Below are 17751 nucleotides of genomic sequence, written 5' to 3' on the forward strand. Positions count from 1 at the left end.
CCGCAGTGGATTTGACGATTCTGTACCGCGGCCCGCTGGCATCCTGCGACTACGACTGCCCGTACTGCCCGTTCGCCAAGCGGCGCGACAGCCGTGCGCAACTGACCGCCGACCGCGCGGCCCTGGCCCGCTTCGCCGAGTGGGCGGCGGCGCAGGGGGAGCGCGGCGACCGGCTGTCGATCCTGTGCACACCCTGGGGCGAGGGCCTGGTCCGGTCCTGGTATCGCCGCACCCTGGCGGAGCTGAGCCGGCTCCCGCACATCCGGCGGGTGGCCATCCAGACCAATCTGAGCTGCCGCACGGACTGGCTCGCCGAGGCGGACCTCGACACCCTCGCCCTGTGGTGCACCTACCATCCCGGCCAGACCCCGTACGACCGGTTCCTGGCCAAGACCCGGGAACTGTCCGCGCGCGGCGCCCGGTTCAGCGTGGGGATCGTGGGCTTCCCCGAGCACCTGGAGCACGCCCGCCGGCTCCGCGCCGACCTCCCCGAGCAGGTCTATCTCTGGGTCAACGCCGCCGAGGGCCGCAGCTACACGGACGCGGAGGCCGCCCCGTGGACGGCGCTGGATCCGCTCTTCCCGTTCAGCCGCCATCCGCACGAGAGCGCCGGGCTCCCGTGCCGGACCGGCGAATCGGTGATCTCGGTGGACGGCGACGGCACGGTCCGGCGCTGCCATTTCGTCCCGGCGGAGCTGGGCAATCTCTACGACGGCAGCTACCGGACAGCGCTGCGCCCGCGCGCCTGCCCGCGCTCCGTCTGCGACTGCCACATCGGCTATGTCCATCTGGAGACGCTGCCGCTGTACGACGTCTTCGCCGGTGGCGTGCTGGAGCGGATCCCCGCGGCCGCGCCGCCGGCCCGCGCGGTTCAGTTCTTGCGGCCCACCCCGCCGTAGAAAATGATGTCGTTGAGCTCTTGGGCGCCGGGCACCTCGCCGTCCGGCCGCCACAGCGGCACCCGCACCACGCCCGGGTCCAGCAGGCTGAACGGCCCGAACAGTGGCTCGATCTCGGCCCGCGTCCGCAGGTTGAGGGTGGCGGTGGCGTTCTTGTAGACGTCCACCACACCGTCGCGCGCCCGCTCGTCCGTACGGCCCGCCGCGTACGCCTCGTAGGGCTCTCCGGTGGCGTGCGAGAGCACGAGGTGGCTGCCCGCGGGGAGGGCGTCGGCGAGCGCGGCGACGATCTTGGCGGGGTGCTCGTCGTCCCGGACGAAGTGCAGAACGGCCACCAGCAGCAGGGCCACCGGCTGGCCGAAGTCGATGAGTTCCCGGACGGTCGGGTGGTCCAGGATCGCCCGCGGCTCACGGACGTCGCCGAGCACGAATCCGGTGCGTTCGGTATTGGTCAGCCGGGCCCCGGCGTGAGTGGCGACGATCGGATCGTTGTCGACGTAGACGACCCGGGTGTCGGGGGCGGTCTCGCGGGCCACCTCGTGGGTGTTGGGCGAGGTCGGGATGCCGGTGCCGATGTCGATGATCTGGCGGATACCGCCGGCGGTCAGTTCGCGGACCGCCCGTTGCAGGAACGCGCGGTTGGCGCGGGCGCTGACGCGTACCTGAGGGTGGACCCCGATGACCCGCTCCGCGGCCGTCCGGTCGACCTCGTAGTTGTCCCAGCCGCCGAGGTAGTAGTCGTACATCCGGGCCGGATGCGGCCGACTGGTGTCGATCTCGTCGGCCGAGAAGCCCATGTGCTCCGGAATCGGTGAGCCCTTCGGGCTCTCGAACCCCTGGGGCATCTCCTGCACCGGGGATATCTCCTGGCTCTGGGTGATGTCCTGTTCGCTCACGCCGTCCTCCGTTCGGTGCGCCGGCACGGCGCCGCGGAGAGCAGGAAGTCCGCGTCCCCGGCCTTCGCGCCCTCGATGAAACTCACGATCTCGCGATGGGTGTAGATCAACGCCGGGCCGTCCGGGTCGGTCGACTGGCGCAGCGCCACCCGGCCGTCCCCCAGCCGCATCGCCTCGACGCATTCGCCGCCGTTTCCGCCGCTCCACGGCTTGTGCCAGCCCTCATTGCCCAGTTCTTTGGCGGGCATGCCGTTGTAGATGCGTATGCGATCCATGGTTCAGATCTCCTTGCGAAAGCCACCCAGAATGGCCTTGGTGGTGTGTGCCGGCGCGGCCTGCGCACACATCCGGTCCAGGGCCTCCAGGAACTGCGAGACGTCGTTGCGCTGGTCGAAGTACACGGCTCCGACGAGGGTTTCCGCATACGCCATGTCCGGAAGTTCCGGGAGCGGGAAGCGGAAGATGTGGAACGGCCCGTACATCGCGGGGTGCGGGCCTGCGGTGAAGGGCATGATCTGGAGCCGGACGTTCGGCAGGGCGGTGGCCTCCATCAGCCGGCTGAACTGTCCGTGCATCACCTTGGCGCCGCCGATCGGGCGCCGCAGCACGGTCTCGTCCATCACGACCCACAGCATCGGGGCGTTCTCGCGGGTCAGCAGCGGCTGCCGTTCCATCCGCAGGGCGACGATGCGGTCGATGTCCTCGGCCGGGGCGTGCGGCATACCGGCCCGCAGGACGGCGCGGGCATAGTCCTCGGTCTGCAACAGCCCGGGAACGTAGTGCGGTTGGTACGCCCGGATGAGGTTGGCCTCGCTCTCCAGGCTGACGAACGCGCTGAACCACTCGGGCAGGACGTCCCGGAAGTTGTGCCACCAGCCGGGGCGGTTGGCCTCCCGGGCGAGGGAGAGGAACCCGTCGATCTCGCACTGCTCGGTGACGCCGTACGTCGCCAGCAGCTTCTCGACATAGGGGATCTTCAGGCCGACCTCGGCCTTTTCCATGCGTCGTATGGTGGCGTGGGTGACATCGAGGGCCGCGGCGGCCTGTTCGAAGGACAGCCCCGCCTTCTCGCGCAGGTCCTGGAGTCGCTTTCCGAGCACTACCCGCAGGACGGTCGGCGCGCCTGCCGACCGTGGATCCGCCACGTCCGATCCCCTCCAACTGACGTCAATGATCAGCAGTGTGTCATGCGGTCAGCAGCACGAACAGACTGCATATCTGATTCTGCAAATTACAGACTGATCCTTGCCATCAGTGACCAACATCGCACATAGTTGCGGAGTGGCTTCCTCCTACAACGCTCCTCTGTTAGGGCGCTGTGGCGGCTTCGTCGCCGAGCGCCCGCAGGACGCGTTCCATTTGCCGGCACGCCGCACGTCCGTCGCCGAGGCGCGCAGACGTGTCCGCGCCCTGCTGCACGAGTGGGGCGCGGATCAACAGGTCCGTGACGATGTGGAGTTGGTGGTATCCGAGCTGTTCACCAACGCGGTACGGCACTCCGACAGCGAGCGGGTCGGCTGTGAGCTCACCCTGTTCGGCACATATGTCCGCATCACGGTCACCGACGAGGGAGCGTGCGGCGCCGCGGCTCCGCACGTCCAGCCCCGCAGCGTGGACAAGGAGTGCGGACGGGGCCTGTTCCTCGTCGGCGCGCTCTCCGAGAGCTGGGGGACGCGGCCCGGGGACGCCGGCGGCCAGGCCGTCTGGGCCGAACTTCCGTACACCGCAACGCACTGAGGCCCCGCTCCGCCGTCGGCGGACATCGGGGCCTCGGTCCGCGGCGCGCGCCGCGGGACGTTACAGCGGCAGCAGATCGGGCCGCTTGGGCTCGACATGGTCGCCGGAGGACTCGCCACGCAGCCGGCGCCCGATCCACGGTACGAGGTGCTCACGCGCCCAGTGGATGTTGTCGCGCCGGGCCTCGGCGGCCGAGCGTTCCGCCTCCGGGGGCCACGGCTGGTCCGGGTCGGCCGGCACCGGCAGGCCGAGCACCTGTCCGGCGCGCAGGGCCACCCGGGTGTGGCCGTCGGCCGACAGGTGGAGCCGGTCATCGCTCCAGGCCCGCCGGTCCTGCACCGACTTCAGCGACCACAGGTCCAGGACCGGGCAGTCGTGCCGGTCCGCGATGGCCCGCACATGCGCGGTGTAGGTCGCGATCTTGCCGCGCAGATGCTTGAGCACGGGGATGTCGCGGGTGTCGAAGCCGGTGCAGAGCAGCACCGTCCCGACCGATTCGCGCAGGTCGGCTACGGCGGCGTCGTACCGCTCGGCCACCGCGTCGGGGTCCGATCCGGGCCGCAGAATGTCATTGCCGCCGGCACAGAACGTGACCAGCTCGGGCGCCAGCTCCTTGGCCCGGGGCACCTGCTCCTCGATGATCTGGTCGAGCAGCCGCCCGCGGACCGCGAGGTTCGCGTAGCGGAAGTCGCCTTCGTCCCGCTGGTCCGAGAGGAGGACCGCCAGGCGGTCCGCCCAACCGATGTACGCCCCGTCACGGCCGGGATCCCCGACCCCCTCGGTGAAGCTGTCCCCGACGGCTGCGTACGACCCGATGGCGCCGCTCGCGCCGTTGCTGTTGTTCTTCGAATCGTCTGCCACGTCAGGACATCCTTCCCTTTGAGAAGTGACTTACGCCACCGTAACCAGGGGTTGACGGGAGGTGATTAATGCCACCCGGTCAAATTCTTCTCAAGTCGGAATAATGATCGATCACAGACTGCTGCCTGATCGCCTCATTTTGAGTCATGTGTCGACGATGTTGCACCCTAATTGCGCACTGCGTCAGTGTCGTATCGTCGGAGGCGCCCCGCCTCGTCGGCGAGCCCCGTCGGCGGCCGAACCCGAGGAGCGCCCGTGACGCAGCAGACGCCGCATGTCCCGTCGACCCAGCCCGACCTCGCGGAGGTGCGCAACTTCCGTGACGTGGGCGGACTGCCGACCGTGGACGGGCGTCGCGTACGGCAGGGCAGGCTGTTCCGCAGCGGCCATCTCGCGCACGCGACCGAGACGGACGCCGCGTTTCTCGCCGGTCTCGGGCTGCACACGGTCTTCGACTTCCGCAACACCTCGGACATCAAGCTGGAAGGCCCCGATGTCGCGCTGCCCGGCGTGCGGAACGTGAACATCCCGCTCACCGATCCGGCCGACGGCGCGGAGTTCTGGGCGATGGTGCGTGACGGCGAGCTGGACCAGCTGCGTACCGCCCTCGGTGACGGCAAGGCCGCGGCCCGTATGGCCAGCACCTACCGTCACATCATCACCACCCGCACCGACGCCCACAGCCAGGTGCTGCACGCGCTCGCCGAGGACAGCGTCCCGGCGCTGATGCACTGTGCGGCCGGCAAGGACCGCGCGGGCCTGTCCGTCGCCGTGACCCTGCTGGCGGTCGGCGTGGAGCCGGACGCCATCGAGGCCGACTACCTCAAGTCCGACGACCCCAGCCGCCGCTACAAGATCCGCCGTTCCGACAGTTCCGCGGTCGGGATGTCCCCGGAGGTCATGGAGCTGCTCTCGCCGCTGTTCGGCGCGCGTACCGACTACCTCGCGGCCGCCTTCGACGCGATCGAGCAGACCTGGGGCTCCACGGAGACGTACCTGGCCGAGGGCCTGAAGCTGTCGCCCGAGACCCGCGAGCGCCTGCGCGCCCAGTTGCTGACCGACTGAGCAGCCCGCCCGGTACGGCGGCCGGCTCGTACGCCGCACCCGGAGCGCCGGAGGAAGCGGCCCGGTGGAACTGTCCGCCGGGCCGTTTCCCGTGCGTCACCGCACCACGGCGCCCCGCCTCACCCGCCCACGTCCGCATGGCGCCCGTCCGCCCGCCACCCGTCCGGGTCGGTCACCCAGCCCGTGACGAGCACCAGCCCCGACGCCCGGTGCACCGCGAGAAAGCCGAAGGGCCGCTCGAAGCGGGCCGAGACCAGCCGCGCCCGGTGCGGCGGGGTCCGCGGCACCGCACCCGCCCGCGTCCCGATCGCCGTGACCGCGGCCGCCCGGAATCCGCGCGGGCCGAAGGTCGCGGTAGCCGTCTGCCGGGCCGAGTCCACCGCGAGCGGCGTCGGGCTGATCCCGGGGAAATGACCGCGCGCGGCGTCGGCGGCCGAGGTGAGCCCGAAGAGACCGGCCCGCGCCAGCAGATCGTGTTCGGCGTCGATCGTGAACCGCGCGGTGGTCAGCTCCGCCCGCGGTGCGCCGTCCCGGCTCGGCACCGAGGTCACCCGCACGCCCGGTCCGGCGCCGCCGGTCAGCCCCGCGCCGGACACCGTCCGATACGCGCCGCCCAGCGCCGCCACGCCGTGCCGCAGCACGTCACCGCCCGGTACCGCCCGCCCGCCGAGCAGCAGGTGGACATCGATCCCGTTGTCGCCCGCGACCGCCACCGCGGTCAGCGGGCCGTCCGGGGTGGCGTGCACCCGTACCTGCTCCGGGTCCGTGTCGCGGCGGTGCAGGCCCGTCAGCTCCCGCCCGGCCCACGGCCCTTCGGCCGCCCGCAGCGGCTGTTCCCGGAACGGCTCCGGCCAGGTGGTACGCACCAGCAGCGCGCTCGCCAGCACGAGCAGCGTCCCGGGGCCCACCCGCACCGGCATCCGCTCGATCAGTCCGTCGGTGTGCCGCCGCACCCAGGCGTGCAGCGCGGCCAGGTCGGCGGAGGCGTCCCCGGTCAGCTCGCCGTGCACGTCGAGCGGGAGGCCCGCCGTCCACTCGGGGCGGAGCGCGAGGGTCCGCCGGGTCCACAGCCCCACCGCCGCGTCGACGCCGTCCGCCGCGGCGAGCAGGGCCAGCAGCTCGCGGCCGGCCCGCGGCGCGCACCGCGCGTCGGTGCCGAGCGCCGCGGCCAGCTCCGCGCGGGCCTCGCCCGCCGCCGGCCCGGCGAGCAGCGCCAGCAGCGGCCAGACACCGGCCGCGGTCAGGACCGTGCCCCGCTCCCCCACCGTGTCCCGCGCCCAGCGGGCCGTCAGGCCGTTGACGGCCCGCACCGTCGTCGTGGCGGTCATCGTCTCCCCCTCGTCTCCCCCGGTACGTCGTCAGCGGTTGGCGACCGCCTGCTTGACCAGCGTCCGCCCGAAGTCCCACAGCAGGCCGCCGCCACTGTGCGCATCGTCCATGACGGCGGTGAACGCGTCGACGAAACGGTCGACCTCCCGCTCCCCGATGGTCAACGGCGGGATCAGCTTGATGACTTCGAGGTGGTCGCCCGAGACCTGGGTCAGGATGCGGTGCCGCTGGAGCAGCGGCACCACGACCAGCTGCGCGAACAGCCCCTTGCGGGCCGCCTGCAACATCGTCCAACGGCCGCGCAGGCCCAGCGATTTCGGTCTGCCGAACTCGATGCCGATCATCAGGCCGCGGCCGCGCACCTCGTGCAGCAGCTCGTACTTGTCGGTCAGCGCCGCGAGCCGGGTGCGCAGCAGATCGCCGGTGCGCCGGGCGTTGGCGACGATCTGTTCGTCCTCCATCACCGAGAGCACCGCGAGTCCGGCGGCCATCGCCTGGGCGTTGGACCCGAAGCTGGCGGAGTGCACCAGCACCCGGTCCATGGACGAGTAGACCTTCTTGAAGATCCAGTCCTTGCCGAGCGTCGCACCGACCGGGACATAGCCGCCGGACAGCGCCTTGGCCACGCACACCAGGTCCGGTGTCACGCCGTCCTCGTGCTGGTACGCGAAGAAGTCGCCGGTGCGGCCGAGGCCGGTCTGCACCTCGTCGGCGATCAGCAGGCCCTTGTGCCGGTGCAGCAGCTCCTGGGCGGCGCGCAGGAATCCGGGCGGGGTGGGCAGCACGCCCTTGCCCTGGATCGGCTCGACGACCAGCGCCGCCACATCGCCGCGCGCCAGCTCCCGTGCCAGCGCCTCCAGATCGCCCATCTCGATGGCGGTGTCGGGCAGCAGCGGGGCGAAACCGTCCCGGAAGCCGTCCTCGCCGTTGACGGAGAGGGAGCCGGTGGTCAGGCCGTGGAAAGCATGGGTGCAGTAGAGGACGCGGGGTTTGCCGGTCGCGTAACGGGCGAACTTCAACGCGGTCTCGACCGCTTCGGTGCCGCTGTTGCCGAAGAAGACGCGGTCCAGGTGGGGCGCGTAGCTCAGCAGCTTCTCGGCGAGCAGACCGGGCAGCGGCTGGCAGTCGAAGCGGGTGAGGTCGGGCAGCTGGGCGTCCAGCACCTCGTGCAGCGCCCGGCGGACGACGGGGTGGTGCCGGCCGAGGCCCATCACCCCGAATCCGGCGAGCATGTCGAGGTAGTCCTGGCCTTCGGCATCCCAGAAGTAGGCGCCTTCGGCCCGCTCGTAGACCTTGTCGAAGCCGATGGTGTGCAGCATGCGCGGGAGCTGATGGTTGAGATGGCGGGTGTGCAGGTCATAGCGTTCGCCGCCGCGCTCGGCGAGCAGCTCGGCCAGGTTGAATCCGGTCACGAGTGGTTCTCCTTACGGGCCAGTGCGGCGCTGATCCGGCCGGCGATCTCGGCGGGGGTGAGGCCGATGTCGGCCAGCAGCTCGCCGCGCTTGGCGTGCGGCAGGAACTGCTCGGGGATGCCGAAGGTCCGCAGCGGCACATCCACCGCCGCGTCGCGCAGCGCCTGGCCGACCGCCCATCCCACGCCGCCGCTGCGGCTGTTGTCCTCGACGACGGCCACCACCGCGTGCCGCAGGGCGAGCTGCGCGATGGCGGGGTCCACCGGTTTGACCCAGCGCGGGTCGATGACCGTGGTGCCGACGCCGCGCTCCGCCAGCAGCTCGGCGACCTCCAGGCAGACCGTCGCCATCACACCGACCGCGACCAGCAGGACGACCGGCTGCGGCGCGCGGTGCAGCACATCGACCCCGCCGATCCGCTCCACCGCCGCGATCGGCTCGCCCACCGACTCCTTGGGGTACCGGATGACGGTCGGAGCGTCGGCCACGTCGAGGGATTCGCGCAGCTCGGCCCGGAGCTGTTCGGCGTCGCGGGGTGCGGCGATCCGCAGTCCCGGTACGACGCTCAGCATCGACATGTCCCACATGCCGTGGTGCGAGGCGCCGTCGACGCCGGTGACACCGGCCCGGTCCAGGACGAAGGTGACCCCGCACCGGTGCAGCGCGATGTCCATCAGGACCTGGTCGAAGGCGCGGTTGAGGAAGGTGGCGTACAGCGCGACGACCGGGTGCAGTCCGCCGGTGGCCAGGCCCGCCGCCGACACCGCGGCGTGCTGCTCGGCGATACCCACGTCCCACACCCGGTCCGGATACGCCTCGGCGAACTTGCCGAGCCCGACCGGTTGCAGCATCGCCGCCGTGATGGCGACGACGTCCGCGCGCTCGGCGCCGATCCGGACCATCTCGTCGCCGAAGACGGAGGTCCAGGAGGGTGCGCCGGGCGGCGCGACGGGCTCGCAGGTCAGCGGGTCCATCGCGCCGACGGTGTGGAAGTGGTCCGCCTCGTCCTCCAGGGCGGGCCGGTAGCCGCGGCCCTTCTCGGTCAGACAGTGCACCAGCACCGGACCGTGGAAGCCGGCCGCGCGGCGCAGCGCGGACTCGACGGCCGCGATGTCGTGCCCGTCGACCGGCCCGATGTACTTCAGGCCGAGGTCCTCGAACATGCCCTGCGGGGCGATGAAGTCCTTGAAGCCCTTCTTGGCGCCGTGCAGCGTCTCGTAGAGCGGCTTGCCGACGACCGGCGTGCGCTCCAGGAGGTCCTTGCCGCGGGCCAGGAACTTCTCGTAGCCGTCGGTGGTGCGCAGGGTGGCGAGGTGGTCGGCGAGGCCGCCGATGGTGGGCGCGTAGGAGCGCTCGTTGTCGTTGACGACGATGACCAGCGGGCGGTCCTTGGCGACGGCGATGTTGTTCAGCGCTTCCCAGGCCATCCCGCCGGTCAGTGCGCCGTCGCCGATCACCGCGACGACATGGTCGTCCTTGCCGCGCACCTGGTTGGCCTTGGCCAGGCCGTCGGCCCAGCCCAGCACCGTCGAGGCGTGGCTGTTCTCGATGACGTCGTGCTCGGACTCGGCGCGCGAGGGGTAGCCGGACAGACCGCCCTTGGCCCGCAGGTTCGAGAAGTCCTGCCGGCCGGTGAGCAGCTTGTGGACGTAGGACTGGTGCCCGGTGTCCCACAGGATGCGGTCGGCGGGCGAGTCGAAGACCCGGTGCAGGGCGATGGTCAGCTCGACGACGCCCAGGTTGGGCCCCAGATGTCCGCCGGTGCGGGCGACCGCCGGCACCAGGAACTTCCGTATCTCCGCGGCCAGTTCGTCCAGCCGGTCGTCGGCCAGCGCCTTGAGGTCGCGTGGCTCCCGGATGTGCTCCAGCATCGTCATGATCGGTCCCCCTCTGGATTCAGCTGACGGTGATGTCGGGGGTGCCTGCCACTGCTCCCTCGGCTTCCATCCGCGCGGCGATCTTCATGGCCTCTTCGATGAGGGTCTCGACGATCTTCGACTCGGGGACGGTCTTGACGACCTCACCCTTGACGAAGATCTGCCCCTTGCCGTTGCCGGACGCCACGCCCAGATCCGCCTCCCGGGCCTCACCGGGGCCATTGACGACACAGCCCATCACGGCGACCCGCAGCGGCACCTCCATGCCCTCCAGACCGGCCGTGACCTGATCCGCGAGCTTGTACACATCCACCTGCGCACGACCGCACGACGGACACGAGACGATCTCCAGCCGGCGCTGCTTGAGATTGAGCGACTCCAGGATCTGAAGGCCGACCTTGACCTCCTCGGCGGGCGGCGCCGACAGCGACACCCGGATCGTGTCACCGATCCCCTCACTCAGCAGCGCACCGAACGCCACCGCCGACTTGATGGTGCCCTGGAAGGCCGGGCCCGCCTCCGTGACACCCAGGTGCAGGGGATAGTCACAACGCGCGGCGAGCTGACGGTAGGCATTGACCATCACGACCGGGTCATTGTGCTTCACCGAGATCTTGATGTCCCGGAAACCGTGCTCCTCGAACAGCGACGCCTCCCACAGCGCCGACTCCACCAGCGCCTCCGGCGTCGCCTTCCCGTACTTCTGGAGCAACCGCCGGTCCAGCGAACCCGCGTTCACACCGATCCGGATCGGCGTACCCGCCTCGGACGCCGCCTTCGCGATCTCCCGGACCTTGTCGTCGAACTGCTTGATGTTCCCCGGATTCACCCGGACCGCCGCACACCCCGCATCGATCGCCGCAAAAACATACTTCGGCTGGAAGTGAATATCCGCGATCACCGGAATCTGCGACTTCCGCGCAATCACCGCCAGCGCATCCGCATCATCCTGCGTCGGACACGCCACCCGCACAATCTGACACCCCGACGCCGTCAGCTCCGCAATCTGCTGAAGCGTCGCCCCCACATCAGAGGTCCGCGTCGTCGTCATCGACTGCACCGAGACGGGAGCGCCGCCGCCCACCGTCACCGGCCCGACCTGGATCGCGCGCGACGTGCGCCGCGTCGCCAGTGGCCGGGCCGGGACCTCGGGGAGCCCCAGTACCGTGCTGCTCCGGGGGATGTCCCGCACTCCCCCGGGAGGCTCACCACTGTTCATCACGTCACCCGCGGTTTCCTGCGACGGTCTCCCGGGCGGCCCGCAGGGACTCCTTGAGGGAGCCCATGGTGGCCAGGACGGCGGTGGGCTCGTAGCCGCAGTGCGCCATGCAGTTGGCGCAGCGCGGGTCCTTGCCCCGGCCGTACTTGTTCCAGTCGGTCTCCTCGATGAGCTCCCGGTACGTCGGGACGTATCCGTCGCTCATGAGGTAGCAGGGCCGCTGCCAGCCGAAGAGCGAGTAGTTGGGGATCGCCCAGGCCGTGCACGGGAAGTCCGCCTTGCCCTCCAGGAAGTCGAGGAAGAGCGGGCTGTGGTTGAGCCGCCAGCGACGGCGGTTGCCGCCGGCGAACGCCTTCTTGAACAGCTCCCGGGTCTGCTCGACGCCCAGGAAGTGCTCCTGGTCGGGGGCCTTCTCGTAGGCGTAGGCGGGCGACAGCATCATCTCGTCGACCTGGAGGTCGTCGTTGAGGAAGTTGAGGACCTCGATGATGTTCTGCGGGGTGTCGGTGTTGAAGAAGGTGGAATTGGTGGTGACCCGGAAGCCACGCCGCTTGGCCTCCTTTATGGCTGCCACCGCTTCGTCGAATACGCCTTCCTTCGCGACGGATTCGTCGTGCCGTTCCCGCATTCCGTCGATGTGCACCGCGAAGGCGAAATACGGCGAGGGGGTGAACTTCTCCATTTTCTTGCGCAGCAGCATCGCGTTGGTGCACAGGAAGACATATTTCCGGCGGGCCACCAACTGCCGTACGATTTCGTGGATCTGGGGGTGCATCAGGGGTTCGCCGCCGGCGATGGAGACCATCGGGGCGCCGGACTCCAGCACCGCGCCGACCGCCTGCGCCACCGGCATCCGCTGCTTGAGGACCCCCGCCGGATGCTGGATCTTCCCGCAGCCCTCGCATTTCAGGTTGCAGGCGAAGAGGGGTTCGAGCTCGACGATGAGCGGGAACTTCTCGCGCTTCCGCAGCACTTTCTGTTCAAAGAGATAGGTTCCGACCCGGATGGTCTGACGGAGCGGCATGGCCATCTAGCTCACCTCCTGGGGAGCAGCAAAGAACGGTGCCATTCGAAAAAAACAGGAAACACAGAGCGCAGCACACGGAAGGCCGATATTCCACCGCGCACGGTGCCGATACGGACGAGTTCATGTTCCGGAGCGTCCACGACCACTCGGACGGCCGCAACCGGACGGCGGCCGGCCCGCGTCGCCGCGCGGAGCGTGGCGGCGGATTCCATGTCCACCGCGACGGCGCCGGTGGCGTGCAGGGCGGCCCGCGCCGCGCCGCGTACGACGTGGTCGGAGCCGCACAGCAGGCCGGTGTGCACGGTCAGGCCGCGCTCCCGCAAGGCCCGTAGCAGCGGGCCGTTGTCGCGGCAGACCACCTCCGGCGCGTCCGGGCGGTGATCGCGGGTGGTCTCGGCGACGACCACGTCGCCGGGCCGCATGCCGGGGGCGAGGCCGGCGCAGAAGCCGCTGGCGATGACGGGCGAATCCGCGGTACGAGCGCCGTCGCCCAGCGCCTTGGCGAGGGCGCGCTCCGCCGCCTGCGGGCCCATGCCGGTACGGAGGGTGACCGCGGGCGGGTTCCCGGCGCCGCGGTCACCGCCGCGCAGCGCGAACCGTTCGATGCCGAGCGCGCAGGCGACCAGCAGCGGCGGTCCGGCATCCGGCGCGGGCCTGCGTGGCATCAGACCCCCAGGGACGCACCGGCCGGTCCGCCGTTGACGTAGCGGCCCAGGGCCGTCAGCGGGAAGACCTGCCGGTACAGGTGGTAGTTGATGGAGAAGTCCCAGGGGAAGCCGGTGCCGGTGAAGTACGGCTCGTCCCAGGTGCCGTCCGCGCGCTGGGTGCCGGCCAGCCAGCGCACTCCGCGCCGTACCGCCTCGCTGTCCCGCTCGCCGGCCGCGAGCAGCGCCATCAGCGCCCAGCCGGTCTGCGAGGCGGTCGACGCGCCGCGGCCGGCCCACTTCTTGTCCTGGTAGGACCGCTGGTCCTCGCCCCAGCCGCCGTCGTCGTTCTGCACCCGCTCCAGCCAGCCGACGGCCCGGCGGACCGCGGGATGCGAGCCGGGGATACCGGCCGCGGCGAGCGCGGGGAGCACCGATCCCGTGCCGTAGAGGTAGTTGGTTCCCCAGCGGCCGAACCAGGCGCCGTCGGGCTCCTGTTCGGCCAGCAGCCACTGGATGCCGCGGCGGGTGCGCGGGTCGTGCGTACGGTCGACGTCGGCGAGCATCTCGACGACATGGGCGGTGACGTCGGCCGACGGCGGGTCGATGACCTCACCGAAGTCGCAGAACGGCAGGCGGTTGGGGAACGGGCTGGTGTTGTCGGCGTCGAAGGCGGCCCAGGCTCCGTTCTTGGACTGCATGCCGAGGTTCCAGCGCACCGCGCGCTGGACGGCGGCGTCGACGCGCGCCGGATCCGGATGCCGCACCCGGCGCAGCGCCAGCACCACCTCGGCGGTGTCGTCGATGTCCGGGTAGTTGTCGTTCTCGAACTCGAACGCCCAGCCACCGGGCTGGAGTTGCGGTCTGCGGACCGCCCAGTCGCCGGGCCGGTCGATCTCCTCGGCGAGCATCCAGTCGGCGGCCTTGACCAGCTGCGGGTGGTCGGCGGGGACTCCGGCGTCGGCGAGCGCGATGGTCGCCAGGCAGGTGTCCCAGACCGGGGACTGGCATGCCTCGATCATCCGGCTGCCGTCCTCCTGCCAGACGGCGAACCGGTCCAGCGACCGCAGACCGGCGCTGAGGACGGGGTGGTCGAGGTCGTAGCCGAGGAGGTGCAGGGCGATGATGGAGTAGACGGCGGGGGGCTGGATACCGCCCCAGCAGCCGTCGTTCTCCTGCCGTTCGACGATCCAGCGGGCGGCGGAGCGCATCGCGGCCCCGCGCAGCTTGCGCAGCGCGACCTTGTGGTAGAGGTGCAGCGCCTTGTCGAGGCGCTGGAAGAGGCCGTCCCAGCTGGCGGCCGGGGCGAGCGGCTGCCGCGGGCGGGGACGGCGCGGATCGGTGTGCAGCTCGTCGAGGGTGAACGGTGCGGGCCGCACCGGGCGCTTGGCCGAGACGATGGTCAGCGGCACGATGGTCTGCCGCGCCCAGCATCCGAAGTCGTAGATGTTGAGCGGGAACCACTGGGGGAAGTAGATGAGCTCCGGCGGGAGTTCGGGGAGGTCTTCCCACCGCCACCAGCCGAAGAGGGCCAGCCAGATGCGGGTGAAGACACGGGCGGCGGCGATGCCGCCGTGGCCGCGGATCCAGGCGGCGGCGCCGGCCATGTGGGGGGCGTCGGGGGCGTCTCCGGCGAGCCGGAGGGCGACGTATGCCTCGATGGTGGCGGAGAGGTCGCCGGGCCCTTCGTGGAAGGTGGCCCAGGTGTTGTCGGCGCGCTGTTCGGCGCGGATGTGGCGGGCCGCCGCCTCGGTGATCCCGCGGTCCTGGATGCCCAGGAACTGACGGAGCAGCAGGTCTTCCGCGTCCATCGTGACGTTGGTTTCGAGGGTGCCCTGCCACCATCCGGCGGAGTCCTGGGCGGCGAGCAGATGCTCGGTGGCGCGGGTGGTCGCGTGTCGTGCGGCGGCCATCGTGTCCCCCGCCACGGCGGCCGGCAGGTATGCGGTTGTCTCGGCGGCGTCATCGCTGGCCGAGGGGGCCCGGGGGGCGGGCGCCCCGGTGCTTCCGTCGGTCGTCGCTTTCATGGCTTCCCCTTCGGCAGTGAACTGTGAAGCGTGCTCAGGGATTCCGTCGGCCGGCGCCCGGCTGGCACCGGCCGGCGACTGCGATCTAGATCGGTTTGATAGTGATCATCTCTCTCGTACGACGACGAAGTCCGCGAGCGCGACGAGCTGCCCGCGGATCTCTTCCGGCATCTCGACCTCGTCCAGTGCGGCGATGGCGGTGGCGTGCTGGCGGCGGGCCTCCTGGGAGGTCCACTCGCGGCCGCCGGCCTCCTCGATCAGGGCCGCGCGGGAGGCGAACTCCTCCTCCGTGAAGTCGGCGATCTCGGTCTCGCTCTTCTTGGCGTCCGCCGCGAGGATCCCGGCGAGGCGCTCGGAGGCCGGGCCTCCGGCGGCGAGCGCGGCGACCACCGGCAGCGACTTCTTGCGCTGGCGCAGATCGCTCCAGGTCTGCTTGCCGGTGGCGTCCGGGTCGCCCCAGATGCCGAGCAGGTCGTCGACCGCCTGGAAGGCGAGGCCGAGGTGGTGTCCGTACCGCTCCAGGGTGTCCGCGGTGGGGTCGTCGGCGCCGCCGAGGACCGCACCGATGGAGGCGGCGCAGGCGAGGAGTGCGCCCGTCTTGTTGCCCTCCATCTCCAGGCACTCCTCGACGGTGACCCGCTCGCGGTGCTCGTAGGAGATGTCCTGGGCCTGGCCGTCGATCAGTTTGCGGGTGGCCACGGTGAGCCGGCGGGTGGCCCGGCCGGCCTCGACCGTGCCCAGTTCCAGCAGTATTTCGTTGGCGAGCGCGAACAGCGCGTCGCCGACGAGGATGGCCTGCGCGGGGCCGTGCACCTTCCATACGGTGTCGCGGTGCCGGCGCTGTTCGTCGCCGTCCATCAGGTCGTCGTGCAGCAGCGAGAAGTTGTGCACCAGCTCGACCGCCACCGCGCCCGGCACGCCCACCTCGGGCGCCTTGCCCGCGGCCTGCGCGGACAGCAGGGCGAGCGCGGGCCGTACGGCCTTGCCGCTGTCACCCGCGGACGGGCGGCCCTGTGCGTCGATCCAGCCGAAGTGGTAGGCGGCGACGGTGTCCATGGGAGGGGCGAGCCGGTCCACGGCAGCACGCAGCACGGGAGTGGCGAGTGTCCGCCCACGCTCCAGCAGCGCGGTGACGCTCTCGGTGTCGATAGCTGGGGAAGCCGGATTCACGGTTTCTCCTCTGTTTCCGATGCTCGTGCTCGTGCGGGAACTGATACTCGTAGTCATGCCGCCTCCTGGGGCAACTGGCCCTGAGGGAAGCCGAGTTCGGTAAGTGCCTCACGAGCGGCGACGGTGCCGCTGCGCACAGCGCTTTCCATGGTCGCGGGCCACCCGGTGGCGGTCCACGCACCGGCCAGGAACAGGCCGGGGACTTGGGTACGGGCGGCGGGGCGGAGCCTGCCGACGCCCGGGGCGGGCGCGAAGGTCGCGGTGCGCTCGCGGGTGACGAAGAAGTCGATGATCCTGGCGCCCCGGGCGGCGGGCAGCAGCCGCTCCAGCTCGGGGAGGTAACGGGCGCGGAGCTTGGCGACCGGCAGGTCGATCTCGTCCTGCGCGGCGGACTGCGAGACGGCCAGATACTGCCGGCCGGTCCCCTCGGACAGTCCGGCGAGCCCGGAGGCGTCCGTGCGGTCGAAGACCCACTGGACCGGTGAGCCGACCGCGGCGAAGAAGGGGCGGCGCAGCACTCTGCGGTCGTAGACGACATGGAGATTGAGGATCGGCGCGGTGCCGATGTCCAGCAGCCGGTCCCGGTCGGCCAGCGCGCCGTCGGGGAGCAGGGCGTGGCTCTCCCGCTGCGGTACGGCGAGGACGACGGTGTCCGCGGCCAGTCGCTCGCCGTGGTGCGGGCCGCTCGACACCGAGACCTGCCAGCCACCGTCGTCGGTGCGGGTCACGGCGGTGGCGCGGGTGCGCAGGGCGACGCGTACCCCGGCCTTCTCCAGGGCGGTGCGGGCGAGGGCGTCGTGGACGTCGCCGAGCGGGACGTGGGCCCAGCCGATGTCGGCGGCACCCGGGGCCGAGAGCAGCCCGGTCTTGAAGACCTTGGCGGCCAGGCCCAGGGACGCCTCGTCGGCGGTGGCGTTGAGGGTGGCGACGCCGACCAGGTCCCACAGGGCCTCGACGGTACGGGCCGACTGGCCGTACCGGCGCAGCCAGCTGCCGAAGTCGCGGCCGTCCAGCGCGGGGTCGGCCGGGTCCAGGCGCCGGAGCGCGAGGGTGGCGCGCACGACACCGGCGCGCTCGGCGGGCGAGAGGTGCGGATACAGGGCCAGGCTCCTGGCCAGGTGGAGCGGGACGGGCAGCGCGGTGCGCCGCAGCCGGCCGAGCCGCATCCGGTCGGCGTCCAGGACCGGTACGTCCATGCGGTCCTGGACGGGGACCAGGCGCGCGGCGTCGATCCGCTCCAGGAACCGGCGGTAGTCGGTGCAGCAGCGCAGGTAGACGTGCTGGCCGTTGTCGACGGTCAGCTCGCCGGCCGGGGAGTCACGGCGGAAGGAGAAGACGAGGCCGCCCAGCCGGGGACGGCCCTCCACGAGGGTGACCCGCAGCCCTGCGTCGGCCAGCGCGAGCGCCGCCGTGGTACCGGCCAGTCCGCCCCCGATGACCACCGCAGCCGCCCCTTCGGGACGGCCTGCCGGCGGTGTGTGGTGGCGGTCGGGCCGCCTGTCTCCCGATGTCATGCGTTCTCCCCCCGTACATCCGTCATGGACGCAGCCGTCCACCGGAGGGTTGCCCGCCGCGCCGACGCCGGATC

General features: G+C 71.2%; 16 protein-coding genes. 3 read left to right on the forward strand and 13 right to left on the reverse strand.

Annotated features, from left to right (window positions below; all coding sequences use genetic code 11):
* Positions 1–5 precede the first annotated feature (5 nt).
* Positions 6–899, forward strand: a complete 894-nt coding sequence (locus ACLJWH_RS13420) for an STM4011 family radical SAM protein (protein WP_411141879.1) — start codon at positions 6–8, stop codon at positions 897–899.
* Here the strand turns inward: ACLJWH_RS13420 and ACLJWH_RS13425 are convergent.
* The 3 genes from ACLJWH_RS13425 to ACLJWH_RS13435 are packed head-to-tail and all read right to left on the reverse strand — an operon-like array spanning position 872 to position 2940.
* Positions 872–1744, reverse strand: a complete 873-nt coding sequence (locus tag ACLJWH_RS13425; RefSeq protein ID WP_411142204.1) for an SAM-dependent methyltransferase — start codon at positions 1742–1744, stop codon at positions 872–874. The genes ACLJWH_RS13420 and ACLJWH_RS13425 overlap by 28 nt on opposite strands.
* Positions 1745–1791: 47 nt before the next feature.
* Entirely contained in the window at positions 1792–2070 is a 279-nt protein-coding gene (locus ACLJWH_RS13430; RefSeq protein ID WP_411141880.1) for a DUF397 domain-containing protein, read from the reverse strand.
* Positions 2071–2073: 3 nt separating this feature from the next.
* On the reverse strand, positions 2074–2940 hold the full coding sequence (locus ACLJWH_RS13435; RefSeq protein WP_411141881.1) for a helix-turn-helix domain-containing protein: 867 nt from the start codon (positions 2938–2940) through the stop codon (positions 2074–2076).
* Positions 2941–3076: 136 nt separating this feature from the next.
* Here ACLJWH_RS13435 and ACLJWH_RS13440 point away from each other — a divergent pair, with 136 nt between their 5' ends.
* Positions 3077–3532, forward strand: coding sequence for an ATP-binding protein (locus tag ACLJWH_RS13440; protein ID WP_411141882.1), 456 nt, complete (start codon positions 3077–3079; stop codon positions 3530–3532).
* Positions 3533–3592: 60 nt separating this feature from the next.
* Here ACLJWH_RS13440 and ACLJWH_RS13445 read toward each other — a convergent pair whose 3' ends face one another.
* Complete coding sequence (locus tag ACLJWH_RS13445) at positions 3593–4393, reverse strand: SGNH/GDSL hydrolase family protein (RefSeq protein WP_052860463.1); 801 nt, start codon at positions 4391–4393, stop codon at positions 3593–3595.
* 255 nt (positions 4394–4648) lie between these two features.
* Between ACLJWH_RS13445 and ACLJWH_RS13450 the strand changes: the two genes are divergently transcribed.
* Entirely contained in the window at positions 4649–5458 is an 810-nt protein-coding gene (locus tag ACLJWH_RS13450) for a tyrosine-protein phosphatase (RefSeq protein ID WP_411141883.1), read from the forward strand.
* 119 nt (positions 5459–5577) lie between these two features.
* Here ACLJWH_RS13450 and ACLJWH_RS13455 read toward each other — a convergent pair whose 3' ends face one another.
* From ACLJWH_RS13455 to hpnE, 9 genes are all read right to left on the reverse strand, one after another.
* Positions 5578–6786, reverse strand: coding sequence for a serpin family protein (locus ACLJWH_RS13455; RefSeq protein ID WP_411141884.1), 1209 nt, complete (start codon positions 6784–6786; stop codon positions 5578–5580).
* A gap of 30 nt (positions 6787–6816) precedes the next feature.
* Positions 6817–8199: an aspartate aminotransferase family protein gene (locus ACLJWH_RS13460; protein ID WP_411141885.1), complete on the reverse strand. Its 1383-nt coding sequence runs from the start codon at positions 8197–8199 to the stop codon at positions 6817–6819.
* A complete protein-coding gene (dxs, locus tag ACLJWH_RS13465; protein WP_411141886.1) occupies positions 8196–10076 on the reverse strand; it encodes a 1-deoxy-D-xylulose-5-phosphate synthase in 1881 nt (626 codons plus the stop codon). The genes ACLJWH_RS13460 and dxs overlap by 4 nt, the downstream gene beginning before the upstream one ends.
* A 19-nt stretch (positions 10077–10095) precedes the next feature.
* Complete coding sequence (gene ispG, locus ACLJWH_RS13470) at positions 10096–11295, reverse strand: flavodoxin-dependent (E)-4-hydroxy-3-methylbut-2-enyl-diphosphate synthase (protein WP_411141887.1); 1200 nt, start codon at positions 11293–11295, stop codon at positions 10096–10098.
* A gap of 4 nt (positions 11296–11299) precedes the next feature.
* Positions 11300–12325, reverse strand: a complete 1026-nt coding sequence (gene hpnH / locus ACLJWH_RS13475; RefSeq protein WP_411141888.1) for an adenosyl-hopene transferase HpnH — start codon at positions 12323–12325, stop codon at positions 11300–11302.
* 5 nt (positions 12326–12330) lie between these two features.
* Positions 12331–12987 (reverse strand): 1-hydroxy-2-methyl-2-butenyl 4-diphosphate reductase, encoded by a 657-nt coding sequence (locus tag ACLJWH_RS13480; RefSeq protein ID WP_411141889.1) that lies wholly within the window; start codon positions 12985–12987, stop codon positions 12331–12333.
* Positions 12987–14993 carry a squalene--hopene cyclase gene (gene shc, locus ACLJWH_RS13485; RefSeq protein ID WP_411141890.1) on the reverse strand — a complete coding sequence of 669 codons (2007 nt, stop codon included), beginning with the start codon at positions 14991–14993 and terminating at the stop codon, positions 12987–12989. The genes ACLJWH_RS13480 and shc overlap by 1 nt, the downstream gene beginning before the upstream one ends.
* A 105-nt stretch (positions 14994–15098) precedes the next feature.
* Positions 15099–16220 carry a polyprenyl synthetase family protein gene (locus ACLJWH_RS13490; protein WP_411141891.1) on the reverse strand — a complete coding sequence of 374 codons (1122 nt, stop codon included), beginning with the start codon at positions 16218–16220 and terminating at the stop codon, positions 15099–15101.
* Complete coding sequence (gene hpnE, locus ACLJWH_RS13495; protein ID WP_411141892.1) at positions 16217–17677, reverse strand: hydroxysqualene dehydroxylase HpnE; 1461 nt, start codon at positions 17675–17677, stop codon at positions 16217–16219. The genes ACLJWH_RS13490 and hpnE overlap by 4 nt, the downstream gene beginning before the upstream one ends.
* Positions 17678–17751: the final 74 nt, after the last annotated feature.

Origin of the sequence: Streptomyces sp. x-80 (assembly GCF_046549095.1) — a bacterium.
GTDB lineage: Bacteria > Actinomycetota > Actinomycetes > Streptomycetales > Streptomycetaceae > Streptomyces > Streptomyces celluloflavus.